This window comes from Paraburkholderia aspalathi (assembly GCF_900116445.1).
GTDB lineage: Bacteria > Pseudomonadota > Gammaproteobacteria > Burkholderiales > Burkholderiaceae > Paraburkholderia > Paraburkholderia aspalathi.
On sequence record NZ_FPBH01000034.1, the window covers coordinates 23411 to 40653 of the forward strand.

At 62.0% G+C, this 17243-nt stretch carries 13 protein-coding genes; 9 read left to right on the forward strand and 4 right to left on the reverse strand.

What is annotated here, in order from left to right; all coding sequences use genetic code 11:
• Positions 1-6 precede the first annotated feature (6 nt).
• From gmtY to BM438_RS36480, 4 genes are all read right to left on the reverse strand, one after another.
• A complete protein-coding gene (gene gmtY, locus BM438_RS36465; RefSeq protein WP_093644781.1) occupies positions 7-1407 on the reverse strand; it encodes a gamma-mobile-trio recombinase GmtY in 1401 nt (466 codons plus the stop codon).
• A complete protein-coding gene (locus BM438_RS36470) occupies positions 1407-1706 on the reverse strand; it encodes a hypothetical protein (RefSeq protein ID WP_093644783.1) in 300 nt (99 codons plus the stop codon). The genes gmtY and BM438_RS36470 overlap by 1 nt, the downstream gene beginning before the upstream one ends.
• Before the next feature lie 563 nt (positions 1707-2269).
• A complete protein-coding gene (locus BM438_RS36475) occupies positions 2270-3358 on the reverse strand; it encodes a porin (protein ID WP_093644785.1) in 1089 nt (362 codons plus the stop codon).
• A 563-nt stretch (positions 3359-3921) separates the two neighbouring features.
• Positions 3922-4467, reverse strand: coding sequence for a hypothetical protein (locus BM438_RS36480; protein WP_093644887.1), 546 nt, complete (start codon positions 4465-4467; stop codon positions 3922-3924).
• 558 nt (positions 4468-5025) lie between these two features.
• On the opposite strand from BM438_RS36480, the gene BM438_RS36485 reads away from it, so the two are divergent.
• From BM438_RS36485 to BM438_RS36525, 9 genes are all read left to right on the forward strand, one after another.
• Positions 5026-6054, forward strand: coding sequence for a bile acid:sodium symporter family protein (locus BM438_RS36485; protein ID WP_093644787.1), 1029 nt, complete (start codon positions 5026-5028; stop codon positions 6052-6054).
• A gap of 276 nt (positions 6055-6330) precedes the next feature.
• On the forward strand, positions 6331-8184 hold the full coding sequence (locus BM438_RS36490; RefSeq protein ID WP_054037824.1) for an EAL domain-containing protein: 1854 nt from the start codon (positions 6331-6333) through the stop codon (positions 8182-8184).
• A gap of 200 nt (positions 8185-8384) precedes the next feature.
• On the forward strand, positions 8385-9371 hold the full coding sequence (locus tag BM438_RS36495) for a LacI family DNA-binding transcriptional regulator (RefSeq protein WP_093644789.1): 987 nt from the start codon (positions 8385-8387) through the stop codon (positions 9369-9371).
• The gene (locus tag BM438_RS36500; RefSeq protein WP_054037828.1) at positions 9368-10642 is read left to right on the forward strand and encodes an AGE family epimerase/isomerase; all 1275 of its coding nucleotides are present in this window, start codon (positions 9368-9370) and stop codon (positions 10640-10642) included. Before BM438_RS36495 ends, BM438_RS36500 begins: the two co-directional genes overlap by 4 nt.
• A gap of 5 nt (positions 10643-10647) precedes the next feature.
• Positions 10648-11565 carry a carbohydrate kinase family protein gene (locus BM438_RS36505; protein ID WP_093644791.1) on the forward strand — a complete coding sequence of 306 codons (918 nt, stop codon included), beginning with the start codon at positions 10648-10650 and terminating at the stop codon, positions 11563-11565.
• Positions 11566-11699: 134 nt separating this feature from the next.
• Positions 11700-11930, forward strand: coding sequence for a hypothetical protein (locus tag BM438_RS36510; RefSeq protein ID WP_093644793.1), 231 nt, complete (start codon positions 11700-11702; stop codon positions 11928-11930).
• A 61-nt stretch (positions 11931-11991) separates the two neighbouring features.
• On the forward strand, positions 11992-12237 hold the full coding sequence (locus tag BM438_RS36515; protein WP_093644795.1) for a hypothetical protein: 246 nt from the start codon (positions 11992-11994) through the stop codon (positions 12235-12237).
• A 195-nt stretch (positions 12238-12432) separates the two neighbouring features.
• Positions 12433-13416 (forward strand): ion channel, encoded by a 984-nt coding sequence (locus BM438_RS36520; RefSeq protein WP_093644797.1) that lies wholly within the window; start codon positions 12433-12435, stop codon positions 13414-13416.
• Positions 13417-13643: 227 nt separating this feature from the next.
• Positions 13644-17231 carry an indolepyruvate ferredoxin oxidoreductase family protein gene (locus BM438_RS36525; protein WP_093644799.1) on the forward strand — a complete coding sequence of 1196 codons (3588 nt, stop codon included), beginning with the start codon at positions 13644-13646 and terminating at the stop codon, positions 17229-17231.
• Positions 17232-17243: the final 12 nt, after the last annotated feature.

Sequence of the window (17243 nt, forward strand, 5' to 3'; positions counted from 1 at the left end):
GATTTCTCATACGTTCACGTTGCTAGCGGGAAGCGAGAACGCTCGCGAAGTGGGCGCAGTGCAGTACTTATCTTGCAGCCGCTGCGCACCTGCTTCGAGCGCCATCCGAACCTCACTATGATTCGGTTGCGTATAGACCTTCTGGCTTTCTAGGGATGCGTGATGCATGAAGCGGCGAATGAACGCCTCGTCGATGTCGGCGTTTTTCAGCCGACGCCCATACGCATGGCGATGTCCGTGCGGGGTTGTCCCGAGGTCCTTTGTGACGACAAGGCCAATGCGGTTGCACGCTGCGGCGTGAGCCTTGTTGTACTGGGTGAGCGTATACATCGCCCCGAATGGCGCGCGGGTTAGGTTGACGAAGGCGAACGGATGGTGACGCTCAAAGTTTGCCACCTGTGCAAGATAGCGCTGCCACAGCTGCAGAAACCACTCTCCGTACTCGGGTGTAAACCAGTGCGCCTGCTTGTAGTAAGCCGCGTCGTGCATGCCACCTTTCCAGCCGGCGTGTCGGCGGTCCATTAACTCCGTTCGGGGCACCAAGCCATACTGGCGCGCGAGATACTCTGCTCGATTGCCTTTTCGTGGACGTCCACGCTCGTCTTTCCAATCGGACGGCGCGGCCCCGTGACTGGGGTGATGGATGAGAACTTTCGCTTGGCGCGGATTAGCTGGGTCCGGAAACACATCCGGAACATATAGATGGAAGGGCTCCGATTCACGGAAGCCCGCCCCGTGCAGCAGGAGCGTAATGAGCATGCCGCGATAGTCATATCGATTCGCCGCGTTGAAGCCTTTGAACAGCAGTTCTTCGAATCGCTCCTCCGGGAAGGCGGGTGGTTCACCCGGTTGCACTTTGGGCAGACGCTGCGCCCGAATACGGTGGCCCGTTGTTGCGGAAGCTGCATTCGTAGCCCACGTATGGCCGAGGAAAGCCTTATTGCGCCGATACTGATAGGCTGCTTCATCCGTGATGCGGTCGAAGGTGCCACCGGCGTAACGTGGATTTACTTTAGCCGCCTCTGGCCGCATTTCACCGAGCCAGTCGAAGAAGTCGGACAGCTGTGTGACGATATGTGACGCGTCCTGCGGCGAGCGCGGCGGCCAGCACAGGCCACTCGGGTCCATCCCCGTTTCGCGGTCAAAAGTGCCCGTGTAAAGCCTCTGAGCGAAGCTCTGGAACAGGTGATAGGTATCGCGCTCAGCCGAATTTGCTTGCAGGTATTCGAGGAATATTGTTACCGAGCGGGTTACCTTTGCCATCCATGCCACGCTTCGGTCATGGCTACGGGACAGAAAGTAGTCGAGCAGCGGCTCGAGAATGCCTGCGGGCGACAACAACGCAGGTATTTCGGTGTAGACGCCGGTCGAGTCGGTGAATACTTTACATGCTACGGAAACGAACATCAGACGCCCCGCTCACGGAGCAGCCCAATTGCATCGTTGAAGCTCAGACCATAAAGATGAATGGCGAGGTCAATGGCACCTCCGCCACCGGTCTTAGCCCGCGCGTCGAAAAACCTCGGACCATTGAGTAACAGCTCAAACTGGAATGCACCGACGGAGGCGTGCCAGCGCTCAGTACCTACTGCTTTGGTGGGGACGAACGTGATGTCGCGCTTCGCATAGGTAGCCAGCGCCAATAAGGCGGTGACCGCGTTAACCTGGCGTAAACGGACGAGTTCTTCAGAAGCAAGACGAGCCAAAGCGAATCTCCTCGATGAGACGAAAGAAATTCGCCCGGCTTGTGATTCGCCCGGGTTCGATTTGCGGGCGCAAGGCAGACGGTTACAACGTGGCCGAGGTGTCGCGACTACAGGGCTTCTTCACCGTGCTCCGGAGGAGCTTCGAACAGTGCAGGATTCACCCTCAACACAACAGCCGAGGAGAATAATACGTCTCGGCGCTCCAATTTGTAAACAGATGATGCAGCGTGGAACCGGAACAGTGGTGCAAAACGCTAGCGACCGCGCCAGCTCAAAAAAATGGCTACTCGTCTTTCAAAGAAAGACGGCTACTCAACTGCCGCTTGATGCATACGATGTCGCATTAGGGTACAGCTTCAAAACCAAGGAAAAAAAGAACACCCCTTCGAGAGGGGTGGGGAGGTGTGCTTTTGGCCTTTATGAGTTCCTTAAACCCCCAACTATGTATCTTTGGCTGGGGGGAAGAACCGGGGAACGTGGGCTTTGCAGGTATTGCCTGGTCCGACAGGGTTGGCATCACGCGGCACCTGCTCAGAGGCGCCGCTCGCCTTGGCTCCAGACGCTTAGAACTTCGCGCGAAGGCCCACGCCGTACGTGTCGCCGCTCGACTGGCTGCTGATCTTGTCGTACATGTAAGCCGCGTAGATGTCCGTGCGCTTGGACAGCGGATAGTCGTAGCCGACTGAAGCCGTTTGACGGGTCTGGTTGAAGCCGCCGCCATCACGCGAATAGGCGTACGACGCCATCACCGAGCCCGGGCCGGCCGGGACCGTCACGCCGCCCTGCCCCGTATTCACGTGCCAGCTCGAAACGGTCTGCTGGTTATACGTGTACATGTACTGGCCATAGAACTTCACGAATTTCAGATCGTACGACGCGCCGACTTGCGCGACGCTCTGGCTCTTCAGGCCCGGAACGCCCGACGTACTGAAGCTGCCGAGGTCGCCCGGCACGCTGTTGAAGTTCACGTACTGGTAGACCGCGGTCGCCGCAAACGGGCCGTGGAAATACAGCACCTGGCCGCTCCACTTCTTCGAGCCGTTCTCGCCGGCCGTGTTGCCGAGCGCGTACATCGCCGTCGCGGACAGGCCGTTGAAGTTCGGCGACGAGTACGACACCGCGTTACTCCAGCCCGAATCGCCCGTCACGCCCATATCGGTCGAGTAGGTCGGGAATGTGCCGAGACCGAGATAGGTGTGCCATACCATCGGCGAGAACTGGTACGAGTCGACGAACGGGTTGAACAGAATCGTCGACACGAACAGCGGCGTGGTCAGACGGCCTGCTGTCACCGTCCCGTACGGCGACTCGATACCGACGTACGCGTTACGCGAGAACATCGTGTCGCCCGTGAAGCGGCCGTACTGGCCGTTCTGCGCGAGGAAGAAGCCTTCAATCGTGAAGATCGCCTTGTAGCCGTTGCCCAGATCCTCAGCCCCCTTCAAGCCCCAGTACGACGTCGACATACCGCCGCCGGAAACCTCAGCAGCCGACTTGCCGCCCGGGAATTTCTGCGCGCCAACCCATTCGTCGACCTGACCGTAGAGTTGTACGCTCGATTGCGCAAAAGCAGACGATGCACTGGCCAGCAGGGCGGCACACGCGGTTACCTTGAGGGTGGTCTTCAGCGCACTGCTGATGCTTGTTTTCATGGGTTCTCCTGTCTTTGTCAAAAAGGTAAGGCTGTGCGAAAGGGGGAGCTCGCGCGAATGATTGTTGTTGTCCGTTCGATCATCGAGCCAATCTGGGCGGGACCATCTTTGCGGACCATTTTTATGGACAAAAATATCGTGGGTTATTGCGGGTATAGCGATCTGATTAGTTTTGTCACTTATCGGCCTGATAAAGCAGAGGCCTTGTACGTCCTCACTGCATCGCCGCGGACTTCGCGGTCCGGCGCAAAGCGTTACTGACATTGCGCCCGACTGGGTGATAACGGTTCAGATGACAGGCGGATGACGCGCCGCGGCGAAAACGACCAAATTTGACGACGGGAGAGGGTTTGCTGCCGAATGTTTTCAAAAAAGTGTGGCGTCGAAACGTCACATTGACAGGGGCTTTTTGGACAGCAGCGACGCGCAATACCGCAGCAATCGATTTGAAAGCCGGCAAAGCGGATTTGACGAAGCGTGGGAGAGGAGTTCGGTGAAACGAGCGGTAAGGCGAGGAGCGATGTCAGACCGCGTTGGGCGGGAGCAAGACTCCCGTACTGCCGTTAGTTACGGTAAGGCGAACCTTCCTGCTGACGCGGGTCGTCCCCCGGGCGCTGCATTGCACGCGAGGCGCCGCGCTCTTCGTTGTAGCGGGCGACATCGGCGCGAATCGAACCGGTGCGAACCGGCGCGTTGGGCGGCGGACGCGGTACCGCGCGCGATTCGGCGCTGACAGGCGTGATAGCGCCAGCGTACTGCATGCCGCCGCGGCCGTCGTTTGGATATCCGGCCGGCCCAGCAGCGCGACGCATGCCTGGGTTGTAAGCGCCAAAGCCGTTGGCGTAGCCGCCGGTAGCGAAGTTCGCGCCGCCACGGGGCAAGCGCGCGTTGTTGTCGGCGACGTTGTTGCGAGCTGGTCTTGTATTGGCGGCGCCGTAGTAATAGCCGTTGTTGCGCGCATCGCCACGCATTGCGTGGCCCGCGGGAGCATGCGAATAACCGCCACCACCACCGTGCGGTACGCCCGGCACTTTTGCATAGGCGAACGAGCACAGCGCAGCGATAACCGCGCCCAACGCCCAGTGCTTCGTTCTCGACAACCCGTCCACCAAGTGACTCACATGCCCGAAGACCTGCCTGAAGCCCACCGTTCGAGCTGCGATGGACTTGTTCTGGGACCGGCGCGAGCGCTGCGTATCTTTCGCGGCGCGGGGCATCCCGATGGCCTTTGAGCAGTAATTTATGGGTCCCGGCAAAGGGTGTCGAGCCAAAAAGTGTTAGGCCCGGACCGCTGTTGTAACACCTTGTTACTGCGACGTTTTTCTGCGACAGAGCCCTTGCGCGAAAGCCTTGAAACAGCTTGGTTGAGCGGCTTTTGCGAGATTAGTTGAAGGCGCTTGCGTATGACAAATCCAGGCCGGTTTTTTCGCTGGATTGTCAAAACGGCAGTGGACCAAACAGATACGGTCGCCAATACTGGAACTGCCTGTGGGGCGCCACGTGAGATCGTCATGGCAGCGAATCTGATGCGTGATGCTCATTAATCGATTCGGCAAATGAATTTGCGTATTTAATCAATTTTCGACAACAATAGGCGTTTTCCATAGCCTGAGTCGGGCGCCTTCGTGCGCGCCCTGCTTTCCGCATCACCGAATCGAGATTCCGCCATGGCTCGCCCGAAACTGCTTCCCGACAATTTCACCTTGTGCCTCGTAGGCACCGTGATCCTTGCCAGCTTCCTGCCGGTTCATGGGCAGGCCGCCGTCGGGTTCAACTGGGTGACGAACGTTGCGGTCGGCCTGCTGTTTTTCCTGCACGGCGCCAAGCTCTCACGCGAAGCGATCGTGGCCGGCGCGACGCACTGGCGTTTGCATCTGGTAGTGCTGCTCAGCACGTTCGCGCTGTTTCCGCTGCTCGGCCTCGCGCTTAAGCCGCTCCTTTCGCCACTTGTCACGCCGGCGCTCTATGCGGGGGTCCTCTTCCTCTGCACGCTGCCGTCGACGGTTCAATCGTCGATCGCGTTCACCTCCATTGCCAAAGGCAACGTGCCGGCCGCCGTATGCAGCGCGTCGGCCTCGAGCCTCTTGGGCATCTTCATCACCCCCGCGCTCGTCAGCCTCGTCGTCACCAATCAGGCGGCGAGCGGCGGCGCCTCGCCGTGGCATACGGTGGGCAACATCGTTTTGCAACTGCTGGTGCCGTTCGTGGCCGGGCAGTTGCTGCGCCCGCTGATCGGCAAATGGATCGAGCGTAATCGCGGCGTGCTGAAGTTCGTCGACCAGGGCTCGATCCTGCTGGTGGTGTACGGCGCGTTCAGCGAGGCCGTTGACGAAGGCCTGTGGCACCAGATCCCGCTGTCCGCGCTTGGCGGCCTGCTGTTGATCAGCATTGTGCTGCTCGCGCTCGCGCTGGCCGTGACGATCCTGGTCAGCAAGCGGCTCGGCTTCAACCGCGCCGACCAGATCACGATCATCTTCTGCGGTTCGAAGAAAAGCCTCGCCGCCGGCGTGCCGATGGCCAAGGTAATTTTCGCCTCGCATGCGGTGGGCGCCGTGGTCTTGCCGCTGATGCTGTTCCACCAGATCCAGCTGATGGTCTGCGCCGCGCTCGCGCAGCGCTGGGGGGCTCGCGATACCAGCGGCGAAACCCGCGTGGCTTCGCGCGAGCGGCCCGCCGCCGCTGTCGCGCGCCGTTGAATACGCGCGCAATGCAAACAGGACATTCATAAGCGCCCTCCCTGAGCGTTATTTGAAGAAAGCCGCCTCGTGCGGCTTTTTTGTTATTTCACGCTCAAACGCCTTTGCTGTCGCCTCAGCCGGATGGCATAGGCAAAGTCCTGGCCGTGGCAACACCCGCCGGCAGCGTGCCCGAGCCGCGACGCACCACCCCGGTGCAACGCTTCACTAAAACTTCACTTAACTCCTGGCTGGATGAGTCGATAAGACGAAGGTCGATCGCTACGCCTAACTGCCATGCAACCTCGTTCGCCCTCCCGATCCGCTACGCCGCGCATCGAGGAGTTGATCGCCCGGCGTGACTTGTCCGCCGTATTCCAGCCGATCATCGATTTCGACGACGGTGCGATCCTCGGCTACGAAGGTCTGATCCGCGGCCCCGCCGGCACACCGCTCGAAACGCCGTTCGCCCTGTTTTCGCAAGCGCTCGCCGAGGGCTGCGCGCTTGAACTCGAGCAGGCCGCCGCGCGCACCTGCATCAACGCGTTCGCGAAGCTCGATTTCGACGGCAAGCTGTTTCTCAATTTCAGCGCGGGCGCGATCCTTCAGTTGGCCGACGCGCAAGAGGACACACTCGCGCTGCTGCGTCATCGCGGCGTCGATCCGCAACGGATCGTGATCGAGCTGACCGAGCAAAGCACGATTCTGGATGTCGCCAGTTTCCTGCCGGTGATTTCGACGTTGCGCGCGGCCGGCGCGCAGTTCGCGCTCGACGATTACGGCACCGCGAACGCCAGCATGAATCTTTGGGTGCGCCTGCAACCGGACGTCGTGAAGATCGATCGCTTCTTCATCCACGGCATCGCCAGCGACTCGCTAAAATTCGAAGCCGTGCGCGCGATGCAGCACTTCGCCAACGCAAGCGGCGCGCGGCTGGTGGCCGAAGGCATTGAAGACGAAGCGGATCTGATCGTGGTGCGCGACATGGGGATCGGCTGCGGGCAGGGGTTTTTCTTCGGCCGGCCGCATGCCCAGCCGGCCAGCAGCGTCACCGACGACGCCCGCGACGCACTACGCGCCGGTCACATCGCCGTATTTCCGGAAACCACGCGCACAGCAAGCAGCGCGTCACCGTCGGGCGGCATGGCATCGGCGAAGATGATGGTGCATGCGCCCGCGCTGCCGCGTCACGCGACCAACAACGACGTGCTCGAACTGTTCAACCGCCTCCCCGATCTGCATGCGGTAGCGGTGGTCGAAAACGACGAGCCGGTTGCACTCATCAACCGCCGCAGCTTCATGGACCGCTACGCGCTGCCTTATCACCGCGAGCTGTTCGGCAAGCGGCCGTGCCTGCAGTTTGCAAACGCGTCGCCGGTGATCATCGAGCAATCGATGACCGTCGAACAGATGGCCAAGCTTCTCGCCAGCGACGACCAGCGCTATCTCGCCGACGGCTTCGTCATCACCGACAACCACGGCAAGTACGCCGGTCTCGGCACCGGCGAGAAGCTGGTGCGCGCGGTGACCGAAGTGCGCATCGAAGCCGCGCGCTACGCGAACCCACTGACCTTCCTGCCGGGCAACATCCCGATCAGCTCGCACATCGCCCGCCTGTTGGGTCACGACGCGGGCTTCTACGCGTGCTATGTCGACCTGAACCACTTCAAGCCCTTCAACGACCAGTACGGCTACTGGCAAGGCGACGAAGTGCTGAAATTCGCCGCCGCCGTCCTCGCCGACGTCTGCGACCCGACCCGCGATTTCCTGGGTCACGTCGGCGGCGACGATTTCCTGATCCTGTTCCAGAGCGAGGACTGGCGGGAACGTGTACTGCGCGCGATTCACCTGTTCAACGAAGGCGCGCAGCGCTTCTACGCGCCCACGGACCGGCTGGCCGGCGGCATCCACGGTGAAGACCGGCGCGGCAATCCGACCTTCTTCGGCTTCGTGACGATGGCGATCGGCTGTGTGCGCGTCGAGTCGGACGGCGGGCCGTCGTTTTACAGCAGTGAGGAAATTGCCTCCGTCGCAGCGCTGGCGAAGCGGCGCGCGAAGCACGAGACAAGCGGCTTCGTGTTGATCGATGCGGATGAGAGCGTGGCGCTGTTACGAGGGCAAGCCGACATGGCGGCGCTGCCCGTCGACTGAGTACGCCGGCGCGCCGAGGGCAGCGTCCACGCCTTGTTTAGTTTATTTTACTAAACAACATAAATCAGGCCAGCAGTGCTTCCTACGGGTATTTCCGGGTACGGATCACACGTTTCCAAGGCTGTTTTAGCGACGTTTTACTATACAATCGGCCGAACCCAAACACCGTGCGGCCGCCCCACTTGCGGCCGCTTCATTCGATGGCCACAACCATCCGCGACGTCGCCCGCGCGGCCAGCGTGTCGATCGGCACCGTCTCACGCGCGTTGAAGAACCAGCCCGGCCTTTCCGAGGCCACCCGCGAACGCGTGGTCGAAGCGGCGCGGCAACTCGGCTATGACGCAGCCCAATTGCGTCCGCGCATCCGCCGCCTGACCTTTCTGTTGCACCGTCAGCACAACAACTTCGCTGTCAGCCCGTTCTTTTCGCACGTGCTGCACGGCGTGGAAGACGCGTGCCGCGAACGCGGCATCGTGCCTTCCGTGCTGACCGCCGGTCCGACCGAAGACGTAATCCAGCAGATGCGCCTGCATGCGCCGGACGCGGTAGCGATCGCCGGTTTCGTGGAGCCCGAGACGCTGACCACGCTGGTGGCGATGCAGCGCCCGCTCGTACTGATCGACCTGTGGGCACCGGGCCTGCGCTCGGTGAATCTCGACAACGCCGCGGGCGCCACGCTCGCCATGCGGCATCTGTTCGAACAGCAGCGCAAGCGCGTCGCCTTCATCGGCGGCTCACTTGCGCACTTCAGCATCGCCCAGCGCGCGCTCGGTTACCGGCGCGCGTTTTTCGAAGCAGGCCTGCTGTTCGACCCCTCGCTGGAACTCACGATCGACGCCGGCCTCGATCCCGACAGCGGCGCCGCGCGCGCGATGCACCGGTTGCTCGACGCGCCCGGCCCGCGACCCGACGCCGTATTCGCCTACAACGACGCCGCCGCGCTCGCCGCGCTACGCGCGTGCCTCGCACGCGGCGTCCGTGTGCCCGAGGACATCGCGATCATCGGCTTCGACGACATTCCCGCCGCCGCTCATGCCACGCCGCCGCTGTCGACCATTTCGGTCGACAAGGAAGCGCTCGGCCGGCGCGGCGTCGAGTTGCTGCTTGAAGACACACCCGCTGAACTCGAAGTCCGCTTGCCCGTCCATCTCATTGCCCGTGCCAGTACTTTGGTAAAAACGCCATGACGCAATCCGATCCGCTTCACCCCGCTAACGGCGCCGCCGCGGCGCCGCCCGTCGACAGCTTTCGCAGCCGCGACTTCCTGCTCTCTCATGTGCAGGACACGCTGAAGTTTTACGCGCCGAACGTGCTCGATCCGAGCGGCGGCTTCTTCCATTTCTTCCGCGACGACGGCTCGGTCTACGACAAGACCACGCGGCATCTGGTGAGCACGTGCCGCTACGTTTTCAACTACGCGATGGCGTATCGCCAGTTCGGCGACCCGCAGCATCTCGAGTACGCGCGCCACGGTTTGCGCTTCCTGCGCGACGCGCATTGGGACGCTGAGCACCAGGGCTACGACTGGGAACTCGAATGGCACGACGGCCGCAAACGCACACTCGACGCGACGCGTCACTGCTACGGCCTCGCGTTCGTGCTGCTCGCGTATTCGCATGCGGCGATGGCCGGTATCGAGGAAGCCAAACCGATGATCGGCGCGACCTTCGAGTTGATGGAACATCGCTTCTGGGACGCCGCCGCCGGCCTCTACGCCGACGAAGCGACGCCCGACTGGCGTGTCAGTTCGTACCGCGGTCAGAACGCGAACATGCACACCACCGAGGCACTGCTGACCGCCCACGAGGCAACCGGACACCTGGTCTATCTCGATCGCGCGGAACGGGTGGCGTCGAACATCACGCTGCGCCAGGCGAAGCTGTCGCAAGGTCTCGTGTGGGAGCACTTTCACGCGGACTGGTCGGTCGACTGGCATTACAACGAGGAAGACAGTTCGAACATCTTCCGTCCGTGGGGTTTCCAGCCGGGACACCAGACCGAGTGGGCCAAGCTGCTGCTGATTCTGGAACGCTATCGCCCGTTGCCGTGGCTGCTGCCGCGCGCGATCGAACTATTCGACGCTGCGATGACGCATGCGTGGGACGAAGACCACGGCGGCCTCTACTACGGCTTCGGCCCCGATGGCACCGTGTGCGACCACGACAAGTATTTCTGGGTTCAGGCAGAGACGTTCGCCACCGCGGCGCTGCTTGCCAAGCGCACTGGCAACGAACGCTTCTGGGACTGGTACGACGAGATCTGGCGCTACAGCTGGGCGCATTTCGTCGATCACAAGTACGGCGCGTGGTACCGCATTCTCACATGCGACAACCGTAAATACAGCGACGAAAAGAGTCCCGCCGGCAAGACCGACTATCACACGATGGGCGCGTGCTACGAAGTGCTGGCGCACGCACTGCCTGACGGCGCGGCCGCTGCGTCCGAATCCGCGGAGTAAGCAAAATGAGCAACTTGAACGCGAACACCGAATTCCCCTTTTTCGTCTCGGCCGGCGACATCCTCACCGATCTCGTGCGGACCGGCGCCTCGCAATGGCTCTCGCGTCCTGGCGGCGCCGGCTGGAACGTCGCGCGCTGCGTGGCGCGGCTCGGTTTGCCGACCGCGTGTGCCGGGTCGCTGGGCGTCGACAATTTTTCCGATGAGTTGTGGAACGCGAGCATCGCCGCAGGACTCGACATGCGCTTCATGCAGCGCGTGGAGCGTCCGCCGCTGCTGGCAATCGTTCATCAAACGCATCCGCCTGCGTACTTTTTCATGGGTGAGAACGGCGCCGATCTGGCGTTCGATCCGGCACGCTTGCCGGCTGGCTGGATCGGCCAGGTGAAGTGGGCGCATTTTGGTTGTATCAGCCTGGTGCGTCAGCCACTTGGCGACACGCTGGCCGCGTTGGCCGCCGAGTTGCGCTCGCGCGGCGTGAAGATCAGTTTCGATCCGAATTACCGGAATCTGATGGAGCACGACTACGAGCCCACGTTGCGGAAGATGGCCGCGCTGGCCGATCTGATCAAGGTGTCGGACGAAGATTTGCGCATGCTGTTCAAGACAGACGACGAGGCCGGCGCGCTTGCACAGCTGCGTGCGATGAATCCGGCCGCCACCGTGCTGGTCACGCGTGGGCCGGAGACGTCCATGTTGATCGACGGCGCCATGGTCGTGGAAGCTCGGCCGCCACGGGTGGAAGTAGTCGATACGGTTGGAGCTGGGGATGCGTCGATTGGCGGTTTGCTGTTCAGCTTGATGACGGCGCCGCAGCGAGCGTGGCCGGAGCACCTGGCCTTTTCTCTGGCCGCCGGCGCCGCGGCGTGCCGCCATGCCGGCGCGCATGCACCTTCTTTGGATGAGGTGGTGGCGCTCCTGTAGTTTTTTTGCCTTGTGCGGCGCGTATTGTTGTCGACACCGGTTGCCAACATCGGGCGCCGCGCAGGCGAAAAACCGAAGCCCGGTCATCGTGCTAGGATGAAAAAATCCAACCCTTTGGAACAAGGAGCGTCGCCATGGATGACATCACCTACACCAAAGGCATCTACACGGCCACCGCGTCGATAAGAGAAGTACAAAGCGACACGTGGCAGGGCACGGTCACCCTTTCCCGCGACGACGGCGACGCAAGCACCGACCAGGAAACCACGGTCTACGAAGTCGAAGCCACTTCGTCCACGCCCGAGGAGGCGCTCGAGGAAGCCAAGGCGCTCGCCCACCGCATCCTCGGGGAAATCGAACTCTAGGCAACCCGGCGCCGCGCCCATCACGCTGCGCCACTCCTGAATCAACCGGCTGGAGGCGATCATGGCTGAACAGCTCTTCCTCTACGGCGTGTATTCGATTCACGTCCGCCCTATCGAACTCAACGGTGCACGCTGGGACGCGGAATACGAGATCCGGCATCGTGAGAAAGCGGTGAAGTCGTGGACTACCGTCGGCGGCGACAACGGCTACGCGGACGAAACCGAAGCCGTCGCCGCAGCGCACCAACAAGCGGCCGACGACATCGAACACGGCGCCGGCATTCCGAAGCCGCGGGCCTTTCCGTAACCGCAAAACAGGCGCATCAGGCGGCGCGCACGCGCGAAGCGTGCTTAGCAGCGGCACACGCTGGGCGCAACCCGAATCGCGCTAAACGCCCGGTCCGGACGCCGCCTTCACCGCCTGCGCGGCACGCCGAAAATCACCTTTAGGACGCGAGGCGGCGTGCTACGCTTTGCGCGTTTTCATCCTCACGAGCACGCGATGGCTACCGAACCGTCAGACCGCTTTTCCGCCATCGGCGACACCGAAACGGAAGCCGAGGCACAAGCGCGAAAACATCGCCCGCGCGGTAGCCGCGAGATGCGCCTGGATGATCGCGTGGTCATTGCCCACGGCATGCCGACGCCGCTCTGGCAGGATCTCTATCACCGTGCGCTCGTCGTCCGCTGGCCGATGTTTTTTATCTCGCTCGGCGTCCTGTTCCTGCTGCTCAATATCTTTTTTGCCGCGCTCTACATGCTCGGCAACGCACCGATCGCCAATCAGTTTCCGTCGGGCTTCGGCGGCGCATTTTTCTTTAGCGTCGAAACGCTCGCGACGGTCGGCTATGGCGACATGCATCCGCAAACCGTCTACGCACACTGGGTCGCGACGTTCGAAATCTTTGTCGGCATGTCCAGCATCGCGTTGGCGACGGGGCTGATTTTCGCGCGTTTCTCCCGACCTCACGCAAAGATCATGTTTGCCCGCTATGCGGTCGTGCGGCCGCTCGACGGCCGTATGACGCTGATGGTGCGCGCGGCCAACGCGCGCCAGAATGTGATCGCCGAAGCGCGTGCGAGGCTGCGCATCATGCGTCTGGACACCACCGTCGAAGGTTTTACGCTGCGCAAGCTCTACGATCTGACGCTGGTGCGCGACCAGCATCCCGTGTTCAAGCTGGGCTGGGTCCTGATGCACGTCATCGACGAAAACAGTCCGCTGTTCGGCGAAAACGCTGAAACGCTCAAAGGGCGCGACGCGTCGCTGCTGCTTACGCTTGAAGGCGTCGACGAATCGACCTCGCAGACCATGCAGGCGCGTCACATGTGGCCCTGTGAGCAGATTCTCTGGCAACACCGCTTCGTCGACGTCATGCGTGAGGAGAACGGCGTGAGCCACATCGACTACTCGCATTTCGACGAGGTCGTACCGCTCGATTCGGCGCCTGTTGCCGCGCCTATGGCGAAGGCGCCCGTGCCGTAAAAACAGGACTGAAACGCACCAGGGCATACCCGAATCCGTCCGTCACGTGGCAGATCCATCTCAAAACTTCATTAAAACGCGCGCGCCGTCGCGCTGTTTCGCTGAACGCCTCGCCAAGTAGAAAAAATTCACTCCAATCGGCGCTAAAAAATAGAGTCTCTTTCGCCGCGCCACCTTTTGTGGCCCCCACCCCACGGCGCGCGGACGCAAAATTAGGAGACTCACCCATGACCGCTCGCCTGCCCATCGACGGCACGCCCGCTCTCGCCGACTACAAGCTGTCCGATAACCTCATCGCCACGCACGGCCGGATCTTCCTGACCGGCACGCAGGCGCTGGTGCGCCTTGCGCTGATGCAGCGCGCCGCGGACCGCGCGCAGGGCCTCAACACGGCCGGCTTCATCAGCGGCTATCGCGGCTCGCCGCTCGGCATGGTCGACCAGCAGTTGTGGAAAGCGAAGAGACTGCTCACGGCGAGTGATATTCGCTTTTTGCCGGCGATCAACGAAGAACTGGGCGGCACCGCGGTGCTCGGTACGCAGCGGGTGGAATCGGACCCGGAGCGCACCGTCGAAGGCGTGTTCGCGATGTGGTACGGCAAAGGCCCCGGCGTGGATCGCGCGGGCGATGCGCTGAAGCATGGCAACGCGTACGGCTCGTCGCCGCACGGCGGCGTGCTGGTGGTGGCGGGCGATGACCACGGCTGCGTATCGTCATCGATGCCGCATCAGAGCGACTTCGCGTTGATGGCGTGGCATATGCCGGTGGTGAATCCGTCGAACATTGCCGACATGCTCGAGTTCGGCCTGTATGGCTGGGCGCTGTCGCGCTTCTCGGGGGCGTGGGTCGGCTACAAGGCGATCTCGGAAACGGTCGAATCCGGCTCGACGGTGGACCTCGATGCGCTGCAAACCGAATGGGCCACCCCACAGGACTTTCAGGAACCGGCTGGCGGCCTGCATAACCGCTGGCCCGATCTGCCGAGTCTCACGATCGAAGCACGGATGCACGCGAAGCTCGACGCGGTTCGTCATTTCGCACGCACCAACAGCATCGACAAATGGATCGCGCCGAGTCCGCATGCGAACGTCGGCATCGTCACGTGCGGCAAAGCGCATCTGGACTTGATGGAAACGCTGCGCCGGCTCGATCTGACGGTCGCCGATCTGGAAGCGGCCGGCGTACGCATCTACAAGGTCGGCTTGTCGTTCCCGCTGGAAATGACACGCATCGACGCGTTCGTGTCCGGTTTGTCCGAAGTGCTGGTGATCGAGGAGAAAGGCCCGGTCATCGAGCAGCAGATCAAAGACTATCTGTACAACCGCACGCAAGGCACGCGGCCGATCGTGATCGGCAAGAACGCCGAAGACGGCACGCTGCTGCTGTCGTCGCTCGGTGAATTGCGCCCGTCGCGCATTCTGCCGGTGTTCGCGAACTGGCTCGCGAGGCACAAGCCGGCGCTCGATCGTCGCGAACGCGTGGTCGATCTGGTGGCGCCGCAAATCCTCTCGAATGCAGCGGATAGCGTGAGACGTACGCCGTATTTCTGCTCGGGCTGCCCGCACAACACGTCGACCAAAGTGCCTGAAGGTTCGATCGCGCATGCGGGGATCGGCTGCCACTTCATGGCGTCGTGGATGGAGCGCGACACCACCGGCCTGATTCAGATGGGCGGCGAAGGCGTCGATTGGGCCTCGCATTCGATGTTCACGAAAACGCGCCACGTTTTCCAGAATCTCGGCGACGGCACCTACTTTCACTCCGGCATTCTCGCGATCCGCCAGGCGGTGGCCGCGAACACCACCATCACCTACAAGATCCTCTATAACGATGCCGTCGCGATGACGGGCGGCCAGCCGGTCGACGGCAGCATCTCGGTGCCGCAGATCGCACGTCAGGTGGAAGCCGAAGGCGTGTCGCGTTTCGTCGTGGTCAGCGACGAGCCGGAGAAATACGACGGCCATCACGACCTCTTCCCGAAAGGCACGACGTTCCACCATCGCAGCGAAATGGACACGGTGCAGCGCGCGTTGCGCGATATCGACGGCGTGACCGTGCTGATCTATGACCAGACCTGTGCGGCTGAAAAACGGCGTCGCCGGAAGAAAGGCGAATTTCCCGATCCGGACAAGCGTCTCTTCATCAACGAAGAAGTTTGCGAAGGCTGCGGCGATTGCGGAGTGCAATCGAATTGCTTGTCGGTCGAGCCGCTTGAGACTGCGTTGGGGCGTAAGCGCCGCATCGATCAATCGTCGTGCAATAAAGACTATTCCTGCGTGAATGGTTTCTGCCCGAGCTTCGTCACAGTGGAAGGCGGCAAATTGAAGAAAGCCGCGGGCGCCGCGTTCGATCCGGCCGCGCTCGCCGCACGCGTCGACGCGTTGCCGATTCCCGCGACGCATCTCGATGCCGCGCCTTACGACATTCTGGTGACGGGTGTTGGCGGCACTGGCGTCGTGACGGTCGGCGCATTGATCAGCATGGCCGCGCATCTGGAAGGCAAGAGCGCGTCGGTGCTCGACTTCATGGGCTTCGCGCAAAAGGGCGGCTCGGTGTTGTCGTTCGTGCGCTTCGCCGCGCGCGACGAGTGGCTCAATCAGGTGCGCATCGACACGCAACAGGCCGACGTTCTACTCGCCTGCGATATGGTGGTGGGCGCGAGCGCCGATGCCTTGCAAACGGTGCGTCATGGCCGCACGCGTATCGTCGTCAACACCCATGCAATCCCGAACGCGACCTTCGTGCAGAACCCTGATGCGACGCTGCATGCCGACGCGTTGATCGACAAGATGCGCCACGCGGCCGGCGACGACCGCATGTCGACGTGCGACGCCCAGGCGCTCGCCACGCGTTTTCTCGGCGATACCATCGGCGCGAACATTCTGATGCTCGGTTATGCCTGGCAACTTGGCCTCGTGCCGGTGTCGTTCGCCGCGATGATGCGCGCGATCGAATTGAACAACGTCGCGGTGCAGATGAATCAACTGGCGTTTTCGATCGGGCGTGTTGCTGCGGAAGATCCCGGTGCACTCGAATCGCTGTGGCAGGCGCGGCATCTGGCGAAGCAGGCGGTGCGCGTCGATACGCTCGACGAACTGATCGCGCACCGCGAGGGCCGTCTGCAAACGTACGGTGGCGCGAGCTATGTGAAGCGGTATCGCGCGCTGGTCGATGCGGCGCGTCGTGCCGAAGCCGCGGTCGATGCAAAGAGCGAGCGCATCACGCGTGCAGTGGCGACGACGTTCTATCGCCTGCTCGCGGTGAAAGATGAATACGAAGTCGCTCGCCTGCATACGGATGCGGCCTTCCGTGAAGCACTGGAAGCGCAATTCGAAGGTGTCGCGGGCAAGGACTTCGGCATCAAGTTCAACCTCGCGCCGCCGACGCTCATGCGTCCTCAACCAGGCGTGAATCCGACCAAGAAGACCTTCGGTCAGTGGATGTGGCCGGTTTTGGGTGTGATGGCGAAATTCAGCGGCTTGCGTGGCACGATGCTCGATCCGTTCGGCCGCACGCTCGAACGCAAGATGGAGCGCGAACTCGCCGGCGACTATGAAACCACGTTGCAACGCGCGTTCGCAAAGCTCAACGCGAACAATCTGGAGGACGTCGCGAAGCTGGCCGATCTGCATGCGCGTGTACGCGGTTATGGTCACGTGAAGCTAGCGAATCTGGCGGGCGTGAAGCGCGGCGAACGCGATCTCGCGGCGCGTTTATTGATCGAAGCAGCGACGAGCGCATCGGTGAAGAAGTCGCTGGAAGAGATGAAGGGCGCCGGGCAGTTGCGCGGGATTCCGGTGGTCGTCGCGAAGTAATTCTTTCACTTT